This window comes from Acutalibacter sp. 1XD8-33 (genome assembly GCF_003612555.1).
Taxonomy (GTDB): domain Bacteria; phylum Bacillota; class Clostridia; order Oscillospirales; family Acutalibacteraceae; genus Acutalibacter.
In genome coordinates this window covers 1-22,205 of sequence record NZ_RAZF01000039.1, presented here as the reverse complement: position 1 = coordinate 22,205, position 22,205 = coordinate 1, and the positions used below count along the sequence as shown (strand labels likewise).

22 protein-coding genes and 1 tRNA gene are annotated in these 22,205 nt (G+C 59.1%); 17 read left to right on the top strand and 6 right to left on the bottom strand.

Annotation, left to right across the window (positions count from 1 at the left end; translation table 11 throughout):
* Nucleotides 1-142: 142 nt before the first annotated feature.
* The 3 genes from D7X94_RS15960 to D7X94_RS15950 all read right to left on the bottom strand — a co-directional run bounded on the left by D7X94_RS15960 (nucleotide 143) and on the right by D7X94_RS15950 (nucleotide 1,453).
* On the bottom strand, nucleotides 143-412 hold the full coding sequence (locus tag D7X94_RS15960; protein ID WP_120428626.1) for a DUF4314 domain-containing protein: 270 nt from the start codon (nucleotides 410-412) through the stop codon (nucleotides 143-145).
* Between the two features lie 15 nt (nucleotides 413-427).
* On the bottom strand, nucleotides 428-1,093 hold the full coding sequence (locus tag D7X94_RS15955) for a hypothetical protein (protein WP_120428624.1): 666 nt from the start codon (nucleotides 1,091-1,093) through the stop codon (nucleotides 428-430).
* A 283-nt stretch (nucleotides 1,094-1,376) separates the two neighbouring features.
* Nucleotides 1,377-1,453, bottom strand: a tRNA-Ile gene (locus D7X94_RS15950).
* 262 nt (nucleotides 1,454-1,715) lie between these two features.
* Here D7X94_RS15950 and D7X94_RS15945 point away from each other — a divergent pair.
* The 17 genes from D7X94_RS15945 to D7X94_RS15860 all read left to right on the top strand — a co-directional run bounded on the left by D7X94_RS15945 (nucleotide 1,716) and on the right by D7X94_RS15860 (nucleotide 18,601).
* Complete coding sequence (locus tag D7X94_RS15945) at nucleotides 1,716-3,779, top strand: ADP-ribosylglycohydrolase family protein (RefSeq protein ID WP_120428622.1); 2,064 nt, start codon at nucleotides 1,716-1,718, stop codon at nucleotides 3,777-3,779.
* A gap of 169 nt (nucleotides 3,780-3,948) precedes the next feature.
* The gene (locus D7X94_RS15940; protein WP_147401763.1) at nucleotides 3,949-4,362 is read left to right on the top strand and encodes a hypothetical protein; all 414 of its coding nucleotides are present in this window, start codon (nucleotides 3,949-3,951) and stop codon (nucleotides 4,360-4,362) included.
* Between the two features lie 286 nt (nucleotides 4,363-4,648).
* Entirely contained in the window at nucleotides 4,649-5,098 is a 450-nt protein-coding gene (locus tag D7X94_RS15935; protein WP_120428620.1) for a LytTR family DNA-binding domain-containing protein, read from the top strand.
* A 395-nt stretch (nucleotides 5,099-5,493) separates the two neighbouring features.
* Entirely contained in the window at nucleotides 5,494-5,943 is a 450-nt protein-coding gene (locus tag D7X94_RS15930) for a hypothetical protein (RefSeq protein WP_120428618.1), read from the top strand.
* A 259-nt stretch (nucleotides 5,944-6,202) separates the two neighbouring features.
* The gene (gene rpsU, locus D7X94_RS15925; RefSeq protein WP_016404966.1) at nucleotides 6,203-6,379 is read left to right on the top strand and encodes a 30S ribosomal protein S21; all 177 of its coding nucleotides are present in this window, start codon (nucleotides 6,203-6,205) and stop codon (nucleotides 6,377-6,379) included.
* 121 nt (nucleotides 6,380-6,500) lie between these two features.
* A complete protein-coding gene (locus D7X94_RS15920; RefSeq protein WP_120428616.1) occupies nucleotides 6,501-6,998 on the top strand; it encodes a YqeG family HAD IIIA-type phosphatase in 498 nt (165 codons plus the stop codon).
* 252 nt (nucleotides 6,999-7,250) lie between these two features.
* Nucleotides 7,251-8,330: a M24 family metallopeptidase gene (locus D7X94_RS15915; protein ID WP_120428614.1), complete on the top strand. Its 1,080-nt coding sequence runs from the start codon at nucleotides 7,251-7,253 to the stop codon at nucleotides 8,328-8,330.
* 131 nt (nucleotides 8,331-8,461) lie between these two features.
* Nucleotides 8,462-9,019, top strand: coding sequence for an elongation factor P (gene efp / locus D7X94_RS15910; RefSeq protein WP_120428612.1), 558 nt, complete (start codon nucleotides 8,462-8,464; stop codon nucleotides 9,017-9,019).
* 499 nt (nucleotides 9,020-9,518) lie between these two features.
* Nucleotides 9,519-9,992, top strand: coding sequence for a CD1247 N-terminal domain-containing protein (locus D7X94_RS15905; RefSeq protein WP_120428610.1), 474 nt, complete (start codon nucleotides 9,519-9,521; stop codon nucleotides 9,990-9,992).
* A gap of 815 nt (nucleotides 9,993-10,807) precedes the next feature.
* Nucleotides 10,808-11,935, top strand: coding sequence for a sodium ion-translocating decarboxylase subunit beta (locus tag D7X94_RS15900; protein WP_120428608.1), 1,128 nt, complete (start codon nucleotides 10,808-10,810; stop codon nucleotides 11,933-11,935).
* 494 nt (nucleotides 11,936-12,429) lie between these two features.
* A complete protein-coding gene (locus D7X94_RS19350) occupies nucleotides 12,430-12,621 on the top strand; it encodes a sodium ion-translocating decarboxylase subunit beta (RefSeq protein WP_243111358.1) in 192 nt (63 codons plus the stop codon).
* Nucleotides 12,622-12,869: 248 nt separating this feature from the next.
* The gene (locus tag D7X94_RS15890; protein WP_120428630.1) at nucleotides 12,870-13,064 is read left to right on the top strand and encodes a helix-turn-helix transcriptional regulator; all 195 of its coding nucleotides are present in this window, start codon (nucleotides 12,870-12,872) and stop codon (nucleotides 13,062-13,064) included.
* A 5-nt stretch (nucleotides 13,065-13,069) separates the two neighbouring features.
* Nucleotides 13,070-13,531 carry a hypothetical protein gene (locus D7X94_RS15885; RefSeq protein WP_120428606.1) on the top strand — a complete coding sequence of 154 codons (462 nt, stop codon included), beginning with the start codon at nucleotides 13,070-13,072 and terminating at the stop codon, nucleotides 13,529-13,531.
* A gap of 708 nt (nucleotides 13,532-14,239) precedes the next feature.
* Nucleotides 14,240-14,992, top strand: a complete 753-nt coding sequence (recO, locus tag D7X94_RS15875) for a DNA repair protein RecO (protein WP_120428602.1) — start codon at nucleotides 14,240-14,242, stop codon at nucleotides 14,990-14,992.
* 21 nt (nucleotides 14,993-15,013) lie between these two features.
* Nucleotides 15,014-17,368 carry an endonuclease MutS2 gene (locus D7X94_RS15870; RefSeq protein ID WP_120428601.1) on the top strand — a complete coding sequence of 785 codons (2,355 nt, stop codon included), beginning with the start codon at nucleotides 15,014-15,016 and terminating at the stop codon, nucleotides 17,366-17,368.
* Between the two features lie 320 nt (nucleotides 17,369-17,688).
* Entirely contained in the window at nucleotides 17,689-18,264 is a 576-nt protein-coding gene (locus D7X94_RS15865; protein ID WP_120428600.1) for a sigma-70 family RNA polymerase sigma factor, read from the top strand.
* Nucleotides 18,265-18,292: 28 nt separating this feature from the next.
* Complete coding sequence (locus tag D7X94_RS15860) at nucleotides 18,293-18,601, top strand: zinc-ribbon domain containing protein (protein ID WP_442857920.1); 309 nt, start codon at nucleotides 18,293-18,295, stop codon at nucleotides 18,599-18,601.
* Nucleotides 18,602-18,609: 8 nt separating this feature from the next.
* On the opposite strand, the gene D7X94_RS15855 is transcribed toward D7X94_RS15860, so the two are convergent.
* The 3 genes from D7X94_RS15855 to metA form a co-directional block, all read right to left on the bottom strand.
* On the bottom strand, nucleotides 18,610-19,200 hold the full coding sequence (locus tag D7X94_RS15855) for a GNAT family N-acetyltransferase (RefSeq protein WP_158591059.1): 591 nt from the start codon (nucleotides 19,198-19,200) through the stop codon (nucleotides 18,610-18,612).
* Between the two features lie 723 nt (nucleotides 19,201-19,923).
* Nucleotides 19,924-20,556: an HAD family hydrolase gene (locus tag D7X94_RS15850; protein WP_120428598.1), complete on the bottom strand. Its 633-nt coding sequence runs from the start codon at nucleotides 20,554-20,556 to the stop codon at nucleotides 19,924-19,926.
* Between the two features lie 118 nt (nucleotides 20,557-20,674).
* Complete coding sequence (metA, locus tag D7X94_RS15845) at nucleotides 20,675-21,583, bottom strand: homoserine O-acetyltransferase MetA (protein WP_120428597.1); 909 nt, start codon at nucleotides 21,581-21,583, stop codon at nucleotides 20,675-20,677.
* Between the last annotated feature and the right edge of the window lie 622 nt (nucleotides 21,584-22,205).

Here is a 22,205-nt window from a genome sequence, read left to right as displayed (position 1 = left end):
AGCGGCTCCTTATGGGAACCGCTCTTGCTTTTTTCCTTTTTTACGAGGGTTCGAATCTATTTTTCGCTTACATAAAACTTGGAAAGTTGAAAAGCGCAGCTTTTCAATTTTTTTCACATTATTTCATGCCGAAATTTTCATCCTAGTCCATGTCCGGCTCCTGTTCTTCTGCCAGTTCTTCCGCTGTCAGCTTACGGAAGGAGTCCTCACTGGGGATAAGCCCCGGCGCCCGGCCATTGTCAAATTTGCAGTAGAGGGTGCCCATATCGTCCACGGCAATTACGGTGCCTCGCATGTTATCCTCGACGCGGTGCATATCCTCGCCCATACTCAGCAGCATGATTCGAGTGCCGCTGGGGTACTCAGCCTTGTAGCGCTCTGCTTGCCTGTGCAGCCTATCCCATTCGTTCATCTTGAAAACCTCCTTTTACATACCGCCCATGCCTTGATGGGGTTCCAGGTGCTCGTCCAACTCGCCCTCCGGCAGGTACAAATACTCGGTTTCAGAACCGTACTCCATCTGTGCGACGGCAACAACATCCCGGCGGGGTTCACAGTAGGGAAACGTGGCGACATAGTAGACTTCGTGGTACGGCACGTCCCCGCTTGTGAAGAGCAGGCCGTAGGTGGTGGGAGTCCCATCCCCGCTGGTCAGCAGGTCACGGCCTGCCTGCTCGAAGTTGAGGTTGTCAACCTCTGAGGTGGGCAGAGCGCCCATCTTATTGAGCAGATATTTCCTGCCCACAGCGGCAAGGTCAATGACGTTTTGCACCAGCGTGTACCTTTCTATATTAAAGGCGAGGTTGATGAGCGCCTTGAGGTCGGAAGGCTGCTCTATCTGCATCGCCGCCCAAAATTGGTCTTGCTCATATGGGGTGAACCGATCGAGGTTTTTGGCGAGGAAGTTCAGCTTGTCCAGATCAATTTCCTTCCCATTCAGCAGGGCTAGCGCCTCTGGGAACACATTGTCGGCGGTGACTTTGAATGGCGCGGTGCGGAATGCCTTGACCAGCGCCGTTTGAAGTTCGGTTTCGCACAGGGGGAAAGTCAGAGTAGTTCGCATAGGGCCATGCCAGATTTTTAGGGTTACCATAGGTTCAGCTCCTTCCTGAAATAAAAAAGCCGGTTGCTTGTTTTCGGGGAGAGTTCCCCAGCGACCGGCTATGTGTTTTTACGGCGAGAGGGCCAGCAGATCATCTCCGCTGGCCCTCTTGTCTTCTTTATTCTGTTGATGTGAGAGTTCGGTTTCTGCCGCAAAGCCAAAGGACCATTTTTACATCCATGTTTCGGCGCTTTCGAAATCCAGGCTTTTGAGATGCAAAAAACCGCGTAACTACGCGGTTTTTTGCCCAAATATCTTTTTGGCTTTCCTAGGATGGTGGACCATCAGGGACTCGAACCCCGGACCGACCGGTTATGAGCCGGTTGCTCTAACCAACTGAGCTAATGGTCCCTGCAAGTCTGAGACGGCAGATCAGCCGCCCTCCGGACTTTCTAGAAATAATCATAGCACAACAGGGGAAATTTAGCAAGAGTTTTTTGCGCGGGAGCCTGCTTTGCATCCGGATAGAAAGCGGACGCCCTGCCAGGAAATCCCCCCAGAAAAAGCAGATTCTGTCCTGAATTTAGAAATTTGAACAAAGCTACTGTACTTTCTCAAAAAGTTATGCTATGCTATATCTAATAAAATCTTTCAGAACCAAGGAGGCACGAACATGCAGATTCCCGCTGACTATATCGAGAGGGTTTATGCCGGATGGTATGGTAAGATCATCGGCATCCGCCATGGCTCCAACATCGAGGGCTGGTCCTATGAGAAAATCGCCGAAACCTATGGGGAAATCCGGGATTACCTGTTCCGGTTTAAGAATTTCGCCGCGGACGACGACAGCAATGGCCCCATCTTCTTCATCCGGGCTCTGGAGGATTCTACTTGTACCGAGGAGATTACCCCCAAGGAGATGGGGGAGGGTGTGCTGAATTACGTGCCCTGGGAGCACGGCTTCTTCTGGTGGGGCGGCTATGGAAACTCCACGGAGCACACCGCTTATCTCAATCTGGCCCACGGCATCGACGCTCCTCTCTCCGGTTCGGCGGAGCTGAACGGGGAGGCTGTGGCGGAGCAGATCGGGGGGCAGATTTTCATCGACACCTGGGGTCTGGTGAACCCCTGCGACTACCGCCGGGCCGCCCGCTACGCCGCCAAAATGGCCTCCGTCACCCACGGGGGCAACGGGATCTACGGGGGCATGTTCATCGCCGCCTGCGTCAGCGCGGCCTTTGCCAGCCGGGATGTCCACGAGGTGATCCAGGCCGGGCTCTCTGTGATCCCGGAGGACTGCCAGTACCGGCGTATGGCCGGGGACGTGCTCCGCTTCCACCAGGACCATCCGGAGAACTGGCGGGACTGCTTCGCCTTTATAAAGGCCAACTACGGCTACGACCGCTATCCCGGGGCCTGCCATATCATCCCCAACGCTGCGGTGGTCCTGCTGTCCCTGCTCTATGGGGGCGGGGACTTCTCCCGGTCCATCAACATCTGCAATATGTGCGGCTGGGACACGGACTGCAACGTGGCCAATGTGGGCTGCATCCTGGGGGTGATGGTGGGCCTGGAGGGGATCGGCAAGTCCTGGCGGGAGCCCATCGGGGACCTGCTGGTGTGCTCCAGCGTGCTGGGCTGCATGAATCTGCGGGACATCGCCAACGACGCCTTCTATCTGGCCTCTCTGGGCTACCGGGTGGCGGGGGAGCCCTATCCGGAGGCCTGCCGGGAGCTCCTGGAGGGGACCGCGCCCCGGTTCTCCTTTGCCCTGCCGGAGAGTACCCACACCTTCCGGGCGCTGGGCGGGAACTGCGCCTTTTCCAATATTGCCTGCGAGAACGCCTATGGGGGCCGCTGCCTGAGAGCAGAGGTGGAGGCCGGGTCCTGGCCGGTAGAGGTGTACCGCCAGACCTACTACCGCCCGGAGGATTTCAGCGACGACCGGTACACCCCCTCCTTCACGCCGGAGGTATTTCCAGGCCAGACGGTGGTGCTTCGGGTCAGGGCAGACCGGCCGGTTTCCCTGCGCCCCTTTGCCCACGATGCCTACGCCGGGCAGAATCTCTACGGGGAGGCGGCGCTAGTGGAGGGCTGGACCCTGCTGCGGCTGGAGCTGCCCCCTTCGGACGGGTGTATCCAGCGGGTGGGGGTGGAGGTCCCCGCCGGGGAGCGGGCCACCGTCTATATCGACTATCTCACCTATGAGGGCAGGGCCCGATACACCCTGGACTTCGCCAAGGCGGGCATTGAGCGCTGGACGGGCTTCCACACCGAGCTGGGCCAGACCTCCAACTCCAAGGGTATCTGGGAGTTCCGGGAGGGAGCGGCTTATGGCAGCTGCGCGGACCACGGGGAGCTGTTCACCGGGGGCCGGGACTTCGGGGACTACCGGGTGACGGCCCACATCCGCCCCCAGACCGGCCGGAGCCATATGGTGATGATCCGGGCCCAGGGGGCCATCCGGGGCTACTGGGCGGGCTTCCGGGGGGACAAGCTGGTGATTTTGAAGAACCGGCGGACCCTGCGTGCCCTGGCGGAAGCGCCCTTCTCCTGGGAGAACGGCCGGGACTACGCTCTCACCGTGGAGGTGCGGGGGGAGGAGATCCGGCTCTTGGTGGACGGGGAGCTGCTCCTCACCGCACGGGACGGGGACGAGCCCTACCTCACCGGCTGCTACGGATTGGCCCTGGAACAGGGAAGCCGCTGCCGGATCCTCCGCTTCACGGTGGAGTGAAATAGAAAGGAGCATCCGTGTATGAAACGAAACCGAGCGCCAGCATCCACGCCTCCCAAGTTCTCCCCGAAGCAGGAGAAACCCTTCCGCAGGCTCTCCTGGAAAGCGCGGCGCAGGATCCTCGCGGCGGAGCTCTGCCTCTTGGTTTGCCATGGGGGCGCTGTTTCATGTGGAGTACGCCAAGGTCTACCGGCTTTGGGCGTTTTACCGGCTGGAGGGGTCGGAGAGCGGCTTTCTGGTGAAAACCCCCAAGGAGGACCGGATTTTTAATATCGACCCCGAGAAGCTGGAGAGCGTCATCATTCACCCTGTGGGGGAAACGGGCCGCGAGGCGGCCTATGCCGATGCCGATCCAGGCCGGGTGGCGGAGCTCCTGAACTCCTTTCGCTGGTGGCACTGGACCTGGGAGCCGGAACCGTTCTATGGCTTGTTCTTCTCTTTCGATGACAGCTGCCCTCCAGAGACAAGAGGGTCTATCAGGCTGAGGGCCAAGCCAACGCAGATCTGCCCCCCGGACCGGTCGGGCACGCCGGACAGCGATAAGGCGATAGAGAGCCCGAGCAAGTACATGTGGTTTTTTTGACATGAAATGGAACCGGCTGCTCATCGGGGAGATCTGGTTCTATGGGAGCCCGGAGTTTTTCCGGCAGCTGAACGAGCTGGTGAATTTCTATTATGAGAACCCCGTCTTGCCCAACTGAAGAAGGCCGCCCTTGGGGCGGCTTTCTTTTTTTGTGCGGGGATTCCGGCAGGTTGGGAGGCCGGGGGCGCAGGTGGGGCAAAAGCCGTTGCAATGGGGAGTTTCCCTGGCTATACTATAAGTAAATTAACTACATGGACAGAACACAGAACGAAGAAAGGAGGACGATATGAAGATACGGATTGAAGAGGATGGGGCGCTTGAGGAGCTGGAGGTGGTGATCCGTTGCCGGGAGGCTTCCGGCGCACCGGCGCGCCGGGTGCTGGAGGCCCTGGACGGCTGTGCCGCCCGCCGCGAGAAACTCACCGGCTGGCGGGAGGGCCAGGCTTTTCCGCTGGAGCCGGGAGAGGTGATCTACATTGAGGCCGTGGACAAAAGGACGTTCCTCTATACCCGGGAAGAGGTCTACGAGACGCCCCTGCGGCTCTATGAGTTGGAGGAACGGCTGCGGGAGAGGGACTTCTTCCGGGCGTCCAAGTCGGCGGTGGTGAATTTCAACGCCATCCGCTCCCTGCGGCCGGACCTGGGCGGGCGGCTGCGGCTGACCATGGAGGGCGGCGAGGCGCTGTTCGTGTCCCGGCAGTACGCCGGGGCCCTGAAAAAGCGGTTGGGGCTGTAGCTTGCTATATTTTCTGAGAGACAAGTGGCTACGCACACGATCTCTCAATTATACTTTCTAAGAGTAATACTGTGTGGCCTCCGCCACAAAGAACGCGGCTACGGCAAGATCGTGGAGCGCTGCTCCACACCACGCCGCTTTTGAGAAAAGTAAGACATTCGCTACGCGAAGTCTACAAAACTTTTATCCTGGACGGCTTTGGCCGGTCTAGCTGGCCGAAACTTGGCAACGCCAAGTTTACAGCTGGTCAGGGGTCTGGGGGGGGGGCTGGTCTCCTGTGGAGACCGTTCAGCACCGACCGAACCGGCAGGTGAGAAGCCCTCCCAGCTGCCAGAGGCCAAAACATACTCTTAAAAAGTATCCATTTGTCATTTTTTTAGAAAGGCGGTTATGCTATGAAAAAGTTTTTGCGGTTTGTGGGAGAGCTGAAAACCTGGGGATGCCTGAGCTTTACCGGCGCGGTCTGTATCTATTCGGCCATCGACTGGCTGACCGGCGGGGAGAGCATGGCGTATTCTCTGATCTGGCAGCTGCTGGCCATGTGCGGCGTCATCACCCTTTTGCAGTATGTGTTCTTCTCCGGGCAGGTCCTGAAAAAGCTCAACTATGGCCTGCGCCTGGGAATTTTCTGCCCGCTGGTTTTCGCCGTTGTCTTGGCGTTTGCCTGGGTGTTCCGGTGGTTTCCCATGGAGCGGCCCGGGGCCTGGGTCAGCTTTGTCGTGATCTTTCTGGCAGCGTTTCTGATTCTCTGCCTGGGATTCGAGCTCTATTTCCGGATTATGGGCGCGAAGTATGACGAGCATCTGGGCCGGGCCCAGAAAAGGTCCCGGGACATGAAAAAGTAGGAGCGCGGTGCTAGAGAATGCTCTGGGGAGGGGGAAATGGGGGTCTTTCCCCGCGGGCGGAAAGACCTTGTATACGGAAAGGCTTCCCGCGCGCCTTTATAAAAGTAAGAAAGAATGGAAAAATGAATAAATCGTAACAATAAAAAAAGTCTGCTTCCTAGGGGTTGACAAGCTGTTGGGTTGGAGCTATAATGTCTATGTTGTATTGCTATATTTACGACATAGACCCCTGCCTTTTGGGCGGATGGGAGGGATATGGATGGCTGAGATACGGCTCAAGGAAAATGAGTCCCTGGACAGTGCTCTGCGGCGCTTCAAGAAACAGTGCGCCCGCGCCGGCGTGATTCAGGAAGTTCGCAAGCGGGAGGCTTATGAAAAGCCCTCGGTAAAGCGCAAGAAGAAGTCTGAAGCGGCCCGCAAGCGCAAGTACAAGTAAGAGAGTTTACCGCCGGAGAGCTTCCGGCGCGTTCCCAGGGCCGGGGTTTCTGGCTTTGGGCTGCAAACCAGAAAAAGCGGGCCAAGCGCCCGCTTTTTTGTTCCGTGCTGGAGAAAAACAAATGGGTATTTTTACACCGACCGCCATAAAGCCCCTGGCTCTGGACATCACCCCGGCGTTTCTGCGGCAGATGGGCGTGAAGGCCCTTCTGCTGGACGTGGACAACACCATCGCGGCCTACACCTCCCACCAGCCGCTCCCCGGCGCGGTAGAATGGGCCCGCTCTCTGGAGGAGGCCGGGTTCCGGGTGCTGATTGTCTCCAACAACTACAAAAAGCGGGTGGGGCCCTTCGCGGCCCGGTTCGGGCTTTCCTACATCAGCTTCGCCATGAAGCCTTTGCCCTTCGGCTACCTGCGTGGGGCGAGGAAGCTGGGGCTTCGCTGCCGGGACTGCGCCATCATCGGCGACCAGATCTTCACCGACGTGGTGGGCGCGAACCTGTGTGGGATGCGCTCTGTGCTGTTGACCCCCCTGGAGCCCGAGGAGGGCCTGAGCTTTCGGGTCCGGCGGTTCTTCGAGCGGGGCCTGCGGGAAAAATTCGCGGAGAAGGATCTGTGAGAAGGTATGTTTTAGTAGTAATACTGTGTGGCCTCCGGCGGTTCAGGGGTTCCACCCCTGAAAACCCCGCAACCTTTGAAAAGGTTGACGAAACTTTTACGCTGGTTAGCTGAGTGCGAGAAAACTAGCCAGGGTAAAAATTTTTGATCAAACTTTTTCAAAAAGTTTGTGGGGTTCTTAGGGGCAACGCCCCTAAGCCGCCGGAGGCCGACACGTACTCCACAAAAATTATCTTTGGAAGGATGATATCACATGAAAAATCCGGTGGAACGAATCCGGGAAAAGCTCATTGGGGCGGACAGCCAGAAGGCCATTCTGGTCTATTCCGAGCGCAACCGCCGCTATTTCACAGAATTTCCCTCCGACGCGGGGGCGCTGCTGATCACGGCGGAGGAGGCCTACCTGCTCCAGGACTTCCGCTATGAGGAGGCGGCGGGCTATTCCGCCAAAAACTGCACCGTCACGGGCTTCAAGAACTTCATGGAGAAGCTGCTGGAGCTGATGGAGAAGCACGGCGTGAAGCAGGTCTACATGGAGATCAACAAGCTCTCCGTGGCCGAGGCCAGGAAGTTTGAAAAGGCCTTCGGGGAGAAGGGCATCGAGACCGTGCTGGACGAGACCCTGGACAATGCCATCAAGGACCAGCGGATGATCAAGTCCCCCGAAGAGGTGAAGAAGATCGAGGCCGCCCAGGCCATCACCGACGCCGCCTTCCAGCACATCCTGCCCTTCATCAAGGAGGGCGTCACCGAGCGGGATCTGGCCCTGGAGATCGAGTTCTTCATGCGGAAGAACGGCGCGGAGAACGTGGCCTTCGACCTGATCGTGGCCGCGGGCAAGAACGGCTCCCAGTGCCACGCCGTGCCCAGCCTGAACACCGTGCAGAAGGGCGACTTCATCACCATGGACACCGGCGCCATGCTGGACGGCTACCACTCCGACATGACCCGCACCGTGGCCTTCGGCAAGGTCAGCGACGAGCAGCGCAAGGTCTACGAGACCGTGCTCCAGGCCCAGCTGGCGGTCATCGACGCGGTGAAGCCCGGCGTGCCCTGCTGCGATATGGACAAGATCGCCCGGGATATCATCGAGAAGGACTACCCCGGCACCTTCGGCCACGGCCTGGGCCATGGGGTGGGCTTCGAGATCCACGAGTGGCCGGTCTTCTCCCACCGAGACACCACCCTCTGCGCCGAGGGCATGGTGATCACCGACGAGCCGGGCATCTACCTGCCCGCCCAGTACGGCGTGCGCATTGAGGACATGCTGCTGGTCACCGCGGACGGCTGCCGCAGCCTCACCAAGTCCCCCAAGGAGCTGATTGAGCTGTAAGAGGGGGGAGCTTTCGGGGCGGAATTTTGCGTTCTGAAGAAAAAATAGCGGATTCTCCTTGAATTCAGCCGCGAGATATATTAGAATAAAAGCCGGACAACCTGGCAAGAATAATTTGGGAGGTTTTTTTCATGGTAACAGCAGGCGATTTCAGAAACGGCGTGACCTTTGAGATGGACGGAGGCGTCTACTCCATCATCGAGTTCCAGCACGTGAAGCCGGGCAAGGGCGCGGCCTTTGTGCGCACCAAGATCCGCAACGTGATCTCCGGCGCGGTCACCGAGCGCACCTTCAACCCCAGCGACAAATTCCCCACCGCCTTTATCGAGCGCAAGGACATGCAGTACCTCTACAGCGACGGGGACCTCTACTACTTCATGGACACCGAGTCCTACGAGCAGATCCCCATCAACAAGAGCGAGCTCTCCGACAACTTCAAGTTCGTGAAGGAGAACATGGAGTGCAAGGTGCTCTCCTACAAGGGCAATGTGTTCGGCGTGGAGCCCCCCAACTTCGTGGAGCTGGAGATCACCAAGACCGAGCCCGGCGTGAAGGGCGATACCGCCACCAACACCCTGAAGCCCGCCACCGTGGAGACCGGCGCGGAGATCCGCGTGCCCCTGTTCATCAACGAGGGCGAGATGGTCCGCATCGACACCCGCACCGGCGAGTATATGGAAAGAGCATAATAACAAATAAATCGAGAATTTATTTGTTATTAGCTCCCAAGTTTCGCTTGCAGTTCTCCGAACTGCATTTTGCGGAGCAAAAGCGCGAAACTTTTCGGGCGCAAATTAAGATAAGTTTTTTGAGTATTGGAAGGCCTTCGGCACACCGCGCCAAGCGAGGTGAAATGAGCAGGCTGGGTTTCGCGGTGTGTCATGAGTTTTGCTTCGCAAAACTCTGTCAAGCTGGGTGCGGGCGCTCTCAGCTGGCCAGGGGCCTGTCTCACTTGCCGGTTCGGTCGATGTTGTTCCGCAAAACTTTCACGACGAATGAAATGAGGAATGACATTACGCGGTCAAAGACTTGGCAAAGCCAAGTCTCAGGCGTCTAGGCTCCTTGTGGGGTGTGGGGGCGACAATCGCCGGTGGCGATTTCCCGTCGCCGACCGAGCCGGCAGGCGAGACTCAAAGCCCCACGACCTTGCCGGAGGCTCAAACACCACAGCGAAAGAGAGGGAGAGAAATGACCAATTCAGAGCGCGCTTCTTACATCAAGGGCTTGATGGACGGCATGGAGCTGGACCCCAAGGCCAAGGAGACAAAAATATTTAATGCCATGGTGGAACTGCTGGAGGACCTGAGTGTATCCGTAGAGGAGCTGGAGGACCAGTATGAGGAGATGGCGGACCAGGTGGACGAGATCGACCAGGATCTGGGAAGCCTGGAGGAGGAGTACTACGGCCTGGACGGGGACGATTGCGGTTGCGGCCACCACCATCACGAGGGCTGCGGATGCGGCTGCCACCACGAGGACATGGAATTCGAGGCCATCTGCCCCAGCTGCGGGGAGACCATCCAGCTCACCGATGAAATGCTGGACGAGGAAACAATGGTGTGCCCCCATTGCGGTGAGACCCTTGAGTTCGATTTCGATGAGGACGACTTCGAGGACATCGAGTCCGACGGGCCCCAGGAGGATGAGGACGGAGAAGAATAATCCTTGACAAATCCGCCGGAATATGCTAGAATATTTCCGTTATGGGGGAGTAGTCGGCTGTGTCGGGCCCGTGGGACCGCGCAGCAGCTAAGTCAACAATCATGGACGAGCCAAGGGGCTCGTTCTGGGTTAGCTTGAAACGACCAGACCTGTGCGCAGGAGGCCTTCGGGCCAAATGGCACAGGTCTAATTTTTTTTCTATCCCGGCTATCCGGCGGGGCTTTGGGCAAACTAGAGAGACAGGCCGGATAGTCATGCTTTTCTAGAGTTTATATGGGGGGAACAGTGCGCGGGGCAGCTTGGTGACAGGCACACAGCCGGGCGGGAACTTTTTGGCTGGGATACTGCGCCCAGAGCTGGCGGGTTCCGGGACATGGCGCGAAGCGGGGTGCTGGATGCCCGGAGCCGGCTGATTCCGGAGCTAGGAAACTTCTTTTCTTGCAAAAAGTTTCCTCTTGGCGCTACGCGCCAATTCACCTTCAAAAAATGCGCTTCTTAGGAGTTTAAGACCTTGAGGGCGTTGAGTCTCAGCTGCCGCTTCGGTCGGTTCGCAGCTTGTCTGCCACTGGCAGACGCTCACCCCTCAAACTCCCACGAGCTTTTGAAGAAAGCTAAGACTTCGCAGAGCGAAGTCTGCAAAACTTTTACGGTTGTTAGGTTAGCTGGGCAAAAAAACGCAAAACGTTCACGACGAACAAAGCGAGGAGTGGGTAAAAGTTTCGTCCACCTTTTCAAAGGTGGTGGAGGTTTGGAGGCAACGCCTCCAAGGTCTTTGGGCGCGGTTGCGTGGAAATCAAGAAAGAGAGGGAGAACGTATGGAATTTTTATGGGAAGGCCTGTTGTCGGTGACGTGGCAGCAGGTGGTGATGTATCTGGTGGGCGCGGCGCTCATCTGGCTGGCGATCAAAAAAGACTACGAGCCCGCCCTGCTGCTGCCCATGGGATTCGGGGCGATTCTGGTGAACCTGCCCCTGTCCGGCGTGCTGAACCAGACCATGCAGGGCGTGGGGGAGACCCAGGGCATCATCCAGTGGCTGTTCGAGACGGGGATCGAGGCCTCCGAGGCGTTCCCCCTGCTGCTCTTCATCGGCATCGGGGCCATGATCGACTTCGGCCCCCTGCTCTCCAACCCCCGGATGTTCCTCTTCGGGGCGGCGGCCCAGTTCGGCATTTTCCTCACCATCGTGCTGGCGGCGGCGCTGGGCTTCGACATCCGGGACGCGGCGTCCATAGGCATCATCGGCGCGGCGGACGGGCCCACCTCCATCCTGGTGAGCCAGGTGCTCCGGTCCAACTACATCGGCCCCATCGCCGTGGCGGCCTACTCCTACATGGCCCTGGTGCCCATCATCCAGCCCCTGGCCATCAAGGCTGTCACCACCAAAAAGGAGCGGGCCATCCGCATGGACTACCGTCCGGCCGCCGTGAGCAAGACCACCCGGATTCTGTTCCCCATCATCGTCACCTTTGTGGCGGGGCTGGTGGCGCCGGCCTCTGTGAGCCTGGTGGGCTTCCTGATGTTCGGCAACCTGATCCGGGAATGCGGCGTGCTGAACCGGCTCTCTGAGACCGCCCAGAACGATCTTGCCAATCTGGTGACCCTGTTGCTGGGCATCACCATCTCCTTCTCCATGCGGGCGGAGCGGTTCGTTACGGTGGAGACCCTGATGATCATGGGGCTGGGGTTGTTCGCCTTCGTTTTCGACACCATTGGTGGGGTGCTCTTCGCCAAGCTGCTGAACCTGTTCACCAAGACCAAGATCAACCCCATGATCGGCGCGGCGGGGATTTCGGCGTTCCCCATGTCCGCCCGGGTGGTGGAGAAGATGGGCATTGCCGAGGACAACCAGAACCACCTGCTGATGCACGCGGTGGGGGCCAACGTGTCCGGCCAAATTGCCTCCGCCGTGGCGGGGGGGATCGTCTTAGGCTTCTTTATGTGACGGGGTAAGACGCAGGGTCTGGAACCAGCTTGACAGAGTTTTCCGCAGGAAAACTCATGACACACGGCGCAACCAAGCTCTCTCTTTTCGCCATTCGCCGCGCCGTGTGCGCGCTCGCCACTGCTGGGAGATAGCTGCTCCATCGCGGCATATGGCTGGACCCGTGAGGAAAGCTGTCTAGGGTAAAAGTTTTTGATCAAACTTTTTTCAAAAAGTTTGCGAGGTGTGGAGCGGAGCTCCACGGTCTTATCCTTGACCTTAACACCTGAGAAGCGTATTTTTGGTGTGTGAATAATAGTTAACACTCGCTCTGCTCGGTTAACTATCCGAGTTTTGCTTTGCAAAACTCTTGCAAGAGGGGTGCGGAGAGTTCATCTCGTGTAACGAGATGAAACTCTTTTGCAACTGAATAAAAAGCACCCCTGGAAATCGGAACCAGCCAACGGCGGGCGTGCCGGAGGCCTTCTCATACTTCAAAAAACGGAGGGAAATATATGCTGCAACATATGCTGGACATAGGGATCATCGGCGGGGCGGACGGGCCCACGGCGATTTTCACCACCCTGGACCCGGACATCGTGGAGGCCCTGGGGATCATGGGTAAGGGGATGCTGGGGATCTTCGTGGTCATCGGCCTGATCGCGATCATCGTGTCCCTGCTCACAAAGCTGGGAAGCCAGAAATAGCGGGGAGCCCCCGCTGGCAAGACGCGACGTCGTGCAAAGCGACGCACTCGCCGGTGCTGAGAGATAGCTGATCCATCGCGGACGAGGTATCCCCGTGATCCAAATCAGAGCATTTCGGAATTCCCGAGGTGCTCTTTTTTTGTGCACGTGTGTATTATAGAAATCTTTTTGTAAATTATACTTGACTTTATGACAGAGATAATTTACAATAGAGCCATGGAGGTGATGGCTTGGCGAAGAATCTCAAGATGAAGGCCGCACGGGCGGCAAAGGGCCTGACCCAGCAGGACCTGGCCGACGCGGTAGGGGTGACCCGCCAGACGGTGGTCGCCATTGAGAAGGGGGACTATAACCCCACGGTGCGCCTGTGCGTGGAGATCTGCCGGGTGCTGGGCACCACTTTGGACGGGCTGTTCTGGCCCGAAAATGAAACGAAAGGATGATCGCAATGAAGAGAAAATGCCTGTTTGGAGAGTTCGAGCTGGACGAGCGGCAGCTGCTGCTGCGGGGAGACGTGTACAAGCACATGCTGATTCTGGTGCTGGCGCTGCTGCTGTGTAACGGCTTCCTTAAGGAGGAGGGGATCGTCTGGGCCCAGGGCATGTGGGAGAACATCCTGATTTTCTGGGCCGGGGCCACCCTGGGCATAGGGGAGATGATCCTGCGGGACATCACGCCCAGAGGGAGCCGCCAGAATATCCTGTATATCTTCTTTGGAATCTGCGGAGGAGTGTTGCTAATTTTGGGCAGTATACATATTTTTGCCGAGGGGCAGGCCCTCTTGGAAAACGGCGCTCTCACCAGCCTGGGGGCGGGGCTGATCTCGGGCCTGTGCATGGCGGCGGTGTTCCTGCTGTTTTTGGGCAAGAGGCTTGCGGCCCGGGCCAACCCCGCCAAGGACGAGGACTGACGGCGGAGTGCCCCCGCAGGCAAGTCGCGGGGTCGCGCAAAGTAGCGCGTTCGCCGGTGCTAGGAGATAGCTGCTCCATCGCGGACTATACATCTAGAGCATTTCGGAATATCCGAGGTGCTCTTTTTTACGTCACAGGCTGGATTTCGAGATGTGTTCGAGTTGGGTTTAAACTTCGCCCGCGATGGACAAGCTGCCGGTTAGAAGTGGCCAGCGCGGCCCACGGCGCGAAGAATGGCGAAATGAGATAGCTGGATTTCGCCGTGGATCAGGAGTTTTCCTGTGGAAAATTCCGCGAGGCTGGTCCCACATATCGCGTCCTGCCCACAGAGGCGCCCCGCTTTTTTTGCCAAAAAGGCTTGCGTATTCCACGAAGAAAAGGTACAATATACGGGAAAGAGGCAGAAGCACATTTTGGGGGAAAAGTCCGTCGAAATTTGTGGATAAAAGATATTTTTTCCGCTCATACCTGGGGAAAACCTGCAAATACTTTTTATGTAGCCAATCAACTTGATTCGATTCTTTAATGGTTTTTGGCGACAGGCCCAAAGAAAGGGCCGAAACGCGGAATCAGCGGGGAGGCGTTTGCAGTGAACGAGAAACAGGCATGGACTTGCTTCGTCCGGTCGGGGCGGGTAGAAGATTACATCCGATATACGCAGATTCGGAATGGAGCAGAGGGCCTTCCGCCCACAGAGAGGACAGGCTATGGGAACGAAGATTCAGACAACGGGCTTAATCATCCGAAATATGGCTGTGGTGGGGGAGGGGGACCGGCTGGTGAAGGCGCTCACCCGTGACGAGGGCGTGGTGCGGGCTTTTGTGCGCCGGGCAAAGAACCTGAAAGACAGCCGAAGCTCCGCCACCGGACTGATGTGCTACTCCCACCTGCATCTATATAAGGGCCGGGAGAGCTACATAATCGATGCCGCCAGGCCTCTGGAGAGCTTTTTCCAGATCCACTTCCAGATGGAACGCCAGGCGCTGGGCATGTATTTCTGCCAGCTGGCGGAGGAGCTGGCCCCGGAAGGGGCGGAGGCCGGGGAATACCTGCGGCTGATGCTCAACGCCCTGCATTTCTTGTGCGGCGCGGAACGGCCCTATCAGATGCTCAAGCCCGTGGTAGAGCTGCGTATGCTGGCCCTCTCCGGCTATATGCCGGACCTGTTGGGCTGCGCCGCCTGCGGGAAATATCAGGACGAGCAGATGCTTTTTCGGGTGGATCGGGGGGAAATCTACTGCCGGGACTGCTATCAGAACAAGGGCGCGCCGGCCCTGGCGCTGAACGTGGGGGCGTTGACGGCTATGCGCCATATTATTTATTCGGATTTTGAAAAAATCTTCTTTTTCAGCCTTTCGCCGGATTCCTTGAAGGCTCTCTCCGATGGGGCGGAAGCCTATATGATGAGCGTGCTGCAAAAGGAGCTTCGAACGTTGGAGTTTTACAAAAGTGTGAGATAGAAGGAAAGAGAAAGGTAATTTATGGACAAAAATTATAAAGCGTTAGAGCTGGACAAAATCTTAGAGCTGGTGGTGGCCGAAACCGCCTGCGACGACGCGGCGGAGCTGGCCCGGAAAATTCAGCCCGCCAGAACCGCCGGGGAGGCCCGGCTGCTCCTGGAGGAGACGGACGCCGCCTTCGTGCTGATGGCCAAGTTCGGCGGGCCCAGCTTCCGGGACCTGAAAAACGTGTCCAACCCCCTGCGCCGGGCCCAGGCCGGGGGCTCCCTGGGAATGCGGGAGCTGCTGGACGTGGCGGGGACCCTGCGGTCTATCCGAGCCCTGCAGAGCTGGCACGACAAGTCCGCCGGGATGAGGACCGCCCTCACGGACCGCTTCCACGTGCTGGCCCCAAATAAGTACTTAGAGGAGAAGATCTTCACCTGCATCGTCAACGAGGAGGAGATGGCGGACAGCGCCTCCCCGGCCCTTGCCAATATCCGCCGGAAAATCCGCAACGCCTCCGCCCGGGCCAGGGACCAGCTGGAAAAGCTGGTGCGCTCCTCCGCCCACCAGAAGCACTTGCAGGAGAGCATCATCACCCAGCGAGGCGGCCGCTATGTGGTGCCGGTAAAGGCCGAGTTCCGGGGGGAGGTGCCCGGTCTGGTCCACGACACCTCCGCCAGCGGGGCCACGGTTTTTGTGGAGCCCATGAGCGTGGTGGAGGCCAACAATGAGATCCGGGTCCTCCAGTCCGAGGAGCTGGAAGAGATCAACCGCATTCTCCGGGAGCTCTCCGCCGAGGCCGGGGAGTTCGCCGACGGCATTATCCACAGCTACCAGTGCGCCGTGGAGCTGAACGTGATCTTCGCGAAAGCCCAGGTGGCCTACCGGATGAAGGCCATTTCCCCGGAAATCGGCGAGGACGGAGTCACCGTGCTCCACGCCGCCCGGCATCCCCTGATCCACAAAGACAAGGTGGTGCCCACGGATATTTCCTTGGGAAAGGACTTCGACACCCTGATCATCACCGGGCCCAACACCGGCGGCAAGACCGTGGCCCTCAAGACCATCGGCCTGTTGAGCCTGATGGCCATGTGCGGGCTGATGATTCCCGCCGGGGCGGGGAGCCGGGTGTCCGTGTTCCACCACATCCTGGCGGACATCGGGGACGAGCAGAGCATCGAGCAGAGCCTGTCCACCTTCTCCGCCCATATGACAAATATCATTCACATCCTCTCTGTGGCGGACGAGAGGAGCCTTGTGCTCCTGGACGAGCTGGGGGCCGGCACGGACCCGGTGGAGGGGGCTGCCCTGGCCACGGCCATCATTGAGGAGCTGCGGGGCAAGGGCGTCTGTCTGGCCTGCACCACCCACTACGCGGAGCTGAAGGCCTACGCCCTCCAGACCCCTGGGGTGGAAAACGGCTGCTGCGAGTTCGACGTGGAGAGCCTGCGGCCCACCTACCGGCTCTTGATCGGCGTGCCGGGCAAGTCCAACGCCTTCGCCATCTCCCGGCGGCTGGGCATGGAGGGGCGGATCGTGGACCGGGCCGGGGAGCTGGTGTCCCGGGAGAGCAGCGTGTTCGAGCAGGTGGTGGGCCGTCTGGAGGAGGACCGCCGGAAGCTGGAGGACGAGCTGGACGTGGCCCGCAGGGCGGCGGACCGGGCACGGGACAGCGTGCGCCAGGCGGAGGCCAGACAGGCGGAGGCTGGGCTTCAGGCCCGGCGGGAGCTGGAGCAGGCCCGGCAGGAGGCGGCGCAGATCGTGCAGAAAACCCGCCGTCAGGCGGACGCCATGCTCAACGAGCTGGAGGAGCTCCGCCGCCAGCAGAACAAGGCCCTCTCGGCGGAGCAGAAGGCCCGGCTGCGCTCCGGGATGCGGGACCTGGAGTCTGCGGCGGACCCGGTACACCGGCAGAGGCCCAGAGAGGACTACCGGCTGCCCCGGGAGCTGAAGCCCGGCGACAGCGTGCTTCTGGTGGATATCGACAAGAAGGCCACGGTGCTGGAGGAGCCCAGAGAGGGACAGGTGCTGGTGCAGGCGGGGATCATCAAGACCCGGGTGCCGGTGGAGGAGCTGCGGCTTTTGGGGGAGCAGGGGCAGGAGAGGCCCAAGGGCCGGATGGTGACGAAATCCGTGTCCACGCCGGAGGCCTCTACCAGCCTGGACCTGCGGGGCATGAACAGCGACGAGGCCCTGATGGAGGTGGACGCGTTTCTGGACCGTGCCGCGCGGATGAACCTGCCCCAGGTGACCATCATCCACGGCAAGGGGACGGGGGTGCTCCGGGCGGCGGTGCAGAAGCATCTGCGGCGGTGCCCCCAGGTGAAGAGCTTCCGGCTGGGGGGCTTTGGCGAGGGGGAGAGCGGCGTCACGGTGGCGGAGCTGGCCTGAGAGAGGAAAACATACGGAGGCTTGGCGTCTGTTTTAATTTAAAGCGGATTCTAGGGCTTGCTTGAAAAATCGAAAAGGCCGTCCTTTTTCCATAAGTGGCCACTTTCTGCGTTGGAAATCTTCGCCAGTCGCGATGATTGGCATAGTTAGCTACGCTAACTATAGCGGTTCTCCACCTTGAAATGGATCGCTTTTGGGCAAAAATACGTCATTTCCTCTATTTTCAGACAAACGCCAGTCAGCGGTGGAAAAAACAAAGATTCATGCTGTTCAGCCTATCCTCAGGGAAAGGGGGACGGTGAAAAGGGAGGTGGGGCGCTATGGAAGAGAACTGCGGCCGGACGCCCGGCGACGGGGAACTGGCGCTGGCGGTTCAGGCAGGGGCTCCCGAAGCCTTTGACCAGCTGAGCGCCCGATATCTGGGGCTGCTGCGGGCCAGGGCGGGACAGTTTGCGAGACCTGGCGGCTTGGAGAAGGAGGACCTGATCCAGGAGGGCTTCCTGGGCTTGTATGCCGCCGCAATGGCCTATAATCCCCAGGGAGGAGCCAGCTTTGGCACCTATGCGGGGGTGTGCGTCTATAACCGCATGGCCAGCGCGGCCAGAAGCCATCACAGCGTGGGAAACCGGCCCCTGAACGAATCCCTGCCCCTGGATACGGCCGGGGACTTGCCCCAGCTGGGAGGGCAGAGCCCGGAGGAGCTTTTGGAGCTGCGGGAGAATGCCCAGGCGTTCTGGCGGCGGGCCCAAACCTTGCTCACCCCCTTAGAGCGCCGGGCCCTGGGCTTGTACCTGGGAGGATGGCGGCGGGAGGAGATTGCGGAAAAAGCGGGGATGTCCCTGAAAACTTTTGACAACGCCCTGCACCGGGTGCGGAAAAAGCTGAAGGATCGATAGAACCGAAGAAGAGAAAGGAGGCGGAAGCATGAAGCTGCGGGAGGACCGGACCTTGGTCTGCCGGGAATGCGGCAAGAAATTCATCTTTACCCCAGGGGAACAGGAGTTTTACGAGGCGAAACAGTATAGACCGCCCACCCGCTGCAAAAGCTGCCGGATGCGGCAAAAACAGAGGGGCAAGCCCGTCTACCGCGGGGTCTGCGCCTGCTGCGGACAAGAGGCGCTGATTCCTTTCCCGCCCCGGGAGGACCGGCCTGTGTTCTGCATGGACTGCTACGCCCAGATCCAGGCGGAAAAGCGGGAGCTGCGGGCAGAGCGCGAAGGGGAGAGAGCCTAGGCGCTTCCCTAAAACAGATGGGAATTGGGGGCTTTGCGCAGGTCGGTGGGCAGAAGGGAGTAGAGGCACAGGTCCACGATGCCCTTGTCCGGCCAGAAAAAACCCTCCCGGATGACGCCCTCTTTCACAAAGCCGCACCTTTCCAGAACGGTGACGCCCTGGTAGTTGGTGGGCAGCACGTAGGCCTGGATGCGGTGGACGCCGATGGTGGCCATCAGGTAGTCCACCGCCGCCCGCACCGCCCCGCTGGCAAAGCCCTGGCCGGTATTCCGGCGGCTGAGGGTGAAGCGGATGGTGGCGGATTCGGTTTGGGGGTCGATGCTGTAGATCTCAAAGACGCCGGCCATGCGGTTGCCGCCCCCCTTGGGATAGATGCCCAGGATGATGGCGATCCGGTCCCGGAACATGGCCTCGCCCTGGAGAAGTTTGACCTGGCACTGGCCGGGGGCGCTGAGGGGTCCGGTGGGGGCGTAGCGGAAGTTCTCCTCGTCGCCCATCACATCCCACAGGGCCTCCAGGTCCAGGTCCGTCATGCGGGCCAGCGTGACCCCGTGGCCGGTGATGAAGGGATAGCTGGAAAACAGCAGTTTGATGTCCATGGGGGCTCCTTTCTTTTTGGGGGTGATTTTTATGGGCGGCACACCGTGCCTGGTATGTGCGAGGAGTAAGCTGGGTTTCGCGGTAGTGTCAAAAAGATAAGCGCTTGCGCTGCTCGGTTTATCTTTTCGTTTTGCAAAGCAAAACTCTGCCAAGTCTGGTACGCTCGTGCGCTCAGCTGGCGGACAGTGCGCCCAGCTTTTGCCCAATCGGCCCCGCTCGCATTTTGCGGCAAGCCGCAAAATGGCCGTGAGGAAACGGGCCTTGCCCGTTTCTCCCGGCGGTTCGTCCTGCGGACGAACCCGAGCGGGGCACATGACGCGAAGAATAGCGAGAGGATAAAGCTAGGCTTCGTCATGTGACATGAGTTTTGCTTCGCAAAACTCGCCAAGCTGGGTGCCAGACGCACAGAGCCAGCCTCGCGGGCCGAGAGCCAGCGGAACGCACTCCGCCTGGGGCGCGCCCCTAAGAAATGTCGTAAACAAAAGGCGGGTTCGGGTTTTCAGGGGTGCTTTTTATTCAGTTGCAAAAGAGTTTCATCTCGTTACACGAGATGAACTCTCCGCACCCCTCTTGTAAGAGTTTTGCGGAGCAAAACTCGGATAGTTAACCGAGCAGAGCGAGTGTTAACTATTATTCGCACACCCAAAATTGCGCTTCTCAGGAGTTAAAGGTCAAGGGCAAGACCGAGCCGGCAGGCGAGACCAGAGCCCCACGACCTTTCGTTACTCGCCCAGCTCCAGCAGCCCCACCAGCTCCCTGGGAGACGCGATGGAGAGGGGTGCGGCGAACCGACCGAAGCCATAGGCCGCGTGGATAAAGGGGACCCCCGCCTTTTGGGCGGCGTCCCGGTCCATCTCCGTGTCGCCCACATAGACCGGGCGGGCCATCCCGCAGCGCTCCGCCACCAACCGGATGTTCTCCCACTTTTCCAGGCCTGTGCGGCCGATGCACTCCCAATCCGTGAAATATTTTTCAAGGCCGTGGGCCTCCAGAAAGCAAGGGATGTATTCCAAGTTGCAGTTGCTTACAATGCCCAGGGGGACCCGGGCCGAGAGGGCCGAAAGCGTTTCCTCCAGGCCGTCGTAGAGAATCCCCCCGTGGGCCCGCAGGTACTCGTTCTCCACCTGGCAGCATTTCTCAAAGAGCTCCGCCGCCCGGTCCGGGCCCAGGTGGGGGAACAGGGTTTTCATCAGCTGGGGGGCTGTCATGCCCATGACGCCCTCCAGCTCCTCCTTTGTGGGGGTGTGAGGGATGTCCGGCTCCCCCTCCAGCGCCAGCCGCCAGGTGTCCACCAGGGCCCCGGTGGAGTCCCAGAGGGTGCCGTCCAGATCAAATAAAACGCCGTCGCATAGCATAGATGGTGATCTCCTTTTTATCGGGCAATTTTAAATGGACCAAACTTTTAGAATGCTAGAATGCGGTTGTCTCTGTGCTCCGGCTTTGAGGGAGCGCGTCCTGATTTTCAAACAGACTCTAGATAAAATCATAGGGCGTCTGCTGGTACACATAGTAGTTCAGCCAGTTGGACACCAGCAGGTGGGCGTTGCTCCGCCAGGTGAAGGGGGGCGTCCTGGCCGGGTCGTCCCCGGGGAAATAGTTGTAGGGCACCTTGGGGCCGAGTCCCTTGTTCAGATCCCGGAAATACTCCTTACGCAGGGTGTCCCGGTCGTACTCCGCGTGGCCGGTGACGAAAATCCGCCGTCCGGCGCGGTCCGCGCAGATGTGCAGCCCGGCAAGGTCCGATACCGAGAGAGGCAGCAGGTCCGGGCAGCGCTCCACGTCCTCCAGCAGCACCTGGGTATAGCGGGAATGGGGGGCGAAGTAGTTGTCGTCGAACCCCCGCAACAAGGGGTGGTAGGGGTTGAGGACCCGGTGGTTATAGATGCCGCTGAGTTTCTCCGGCAGGGGGTGCTTCTGGATCCCATAGTGGTAGTAGAGCCCGGCCTGAGCTCCCCAGCAGATATAGAGAGTGGAGTACACGTTCTCTTTGGCCCACTCCATCAGGGCGCACATCTCGGCCCAGTAGTCCACCTCTTCAAAAGGCAGCTTCTCCACCGGCGCGCCGGTGACGATCAGGCCGTCGAAGCGCTGATCCCGCACGGCGCCGAAGGTCTTGTAGAACTTGTTCAGGTGGGAGGGGCTGGTGTTTTTGCTGATGTGGCTGGCGGGGTGGAGCAGCTCCACGTCCACTTGCAGGGGGGAGTTGCCCAGCAGGCGCAGCAGCTGGGTCTCGGTCTCGATCTTGGTGGGCATCAGGTTGAGAATGGCGATTTTCAGCGGGCGGATGTCCTGCACGGCGGCCCGCTCGTGGGTCATGACGAAGATGTTTTCAGCCTCCAGCACCTCAATGGCGGGCAGGTCGGCCTGAATCCGGATGGGCATGGGTGACCTCCTGTACACAAAAATAGAGAGAAGCGGCGAAAGGCCTGCGTTCTTTTGTATAGCGCGCCAGAGGCCTTGGGGGCAGAGGAAGCTGCGCGCCCGCGAAGAAGGCTCCGCGCGGGGGGAGGGCTCGCCCTGGGCCCGGCTTATACCTCTATTATAGCAGAAGGATTCCCTTCTGTACAGAGCGCAAAAGGGGGCGGAAAAGAAAAAAGAAAAATTTTCAAAAAGGGTGTTGACAAACGGGAGGAGATATGATAAGATAGTCAAGCGCTCGAGAGAGGGGCCGGAAGGAAACGGAAGGCGACGAAAAAAGTTGAAAAAAGGGCTTGACAAAGGGACCGAGATATGGTAAGATAGTTGAGCGCTTGAGAGACTAGAGAGCGCAGTCAAGAGACGGAATGCCAGGAGCTTCTAAGGAAACTTAAAGCTACGGGCGGACCGGAAGGAGGCGGGGCGAGTTCTCTGAGGGGAGTGAGCCCAAGAGTTTCAATCTTAAAGAGATTGAAACTCGGCGAGATTGAATTTACGTGGAACGCGCAAATTTAATCTTGAAGGACCTTGAAAATTAAACAACGATGACAGGAAGACCCGTGAATTCTTTGAGAGTGAGAGCTTGAGA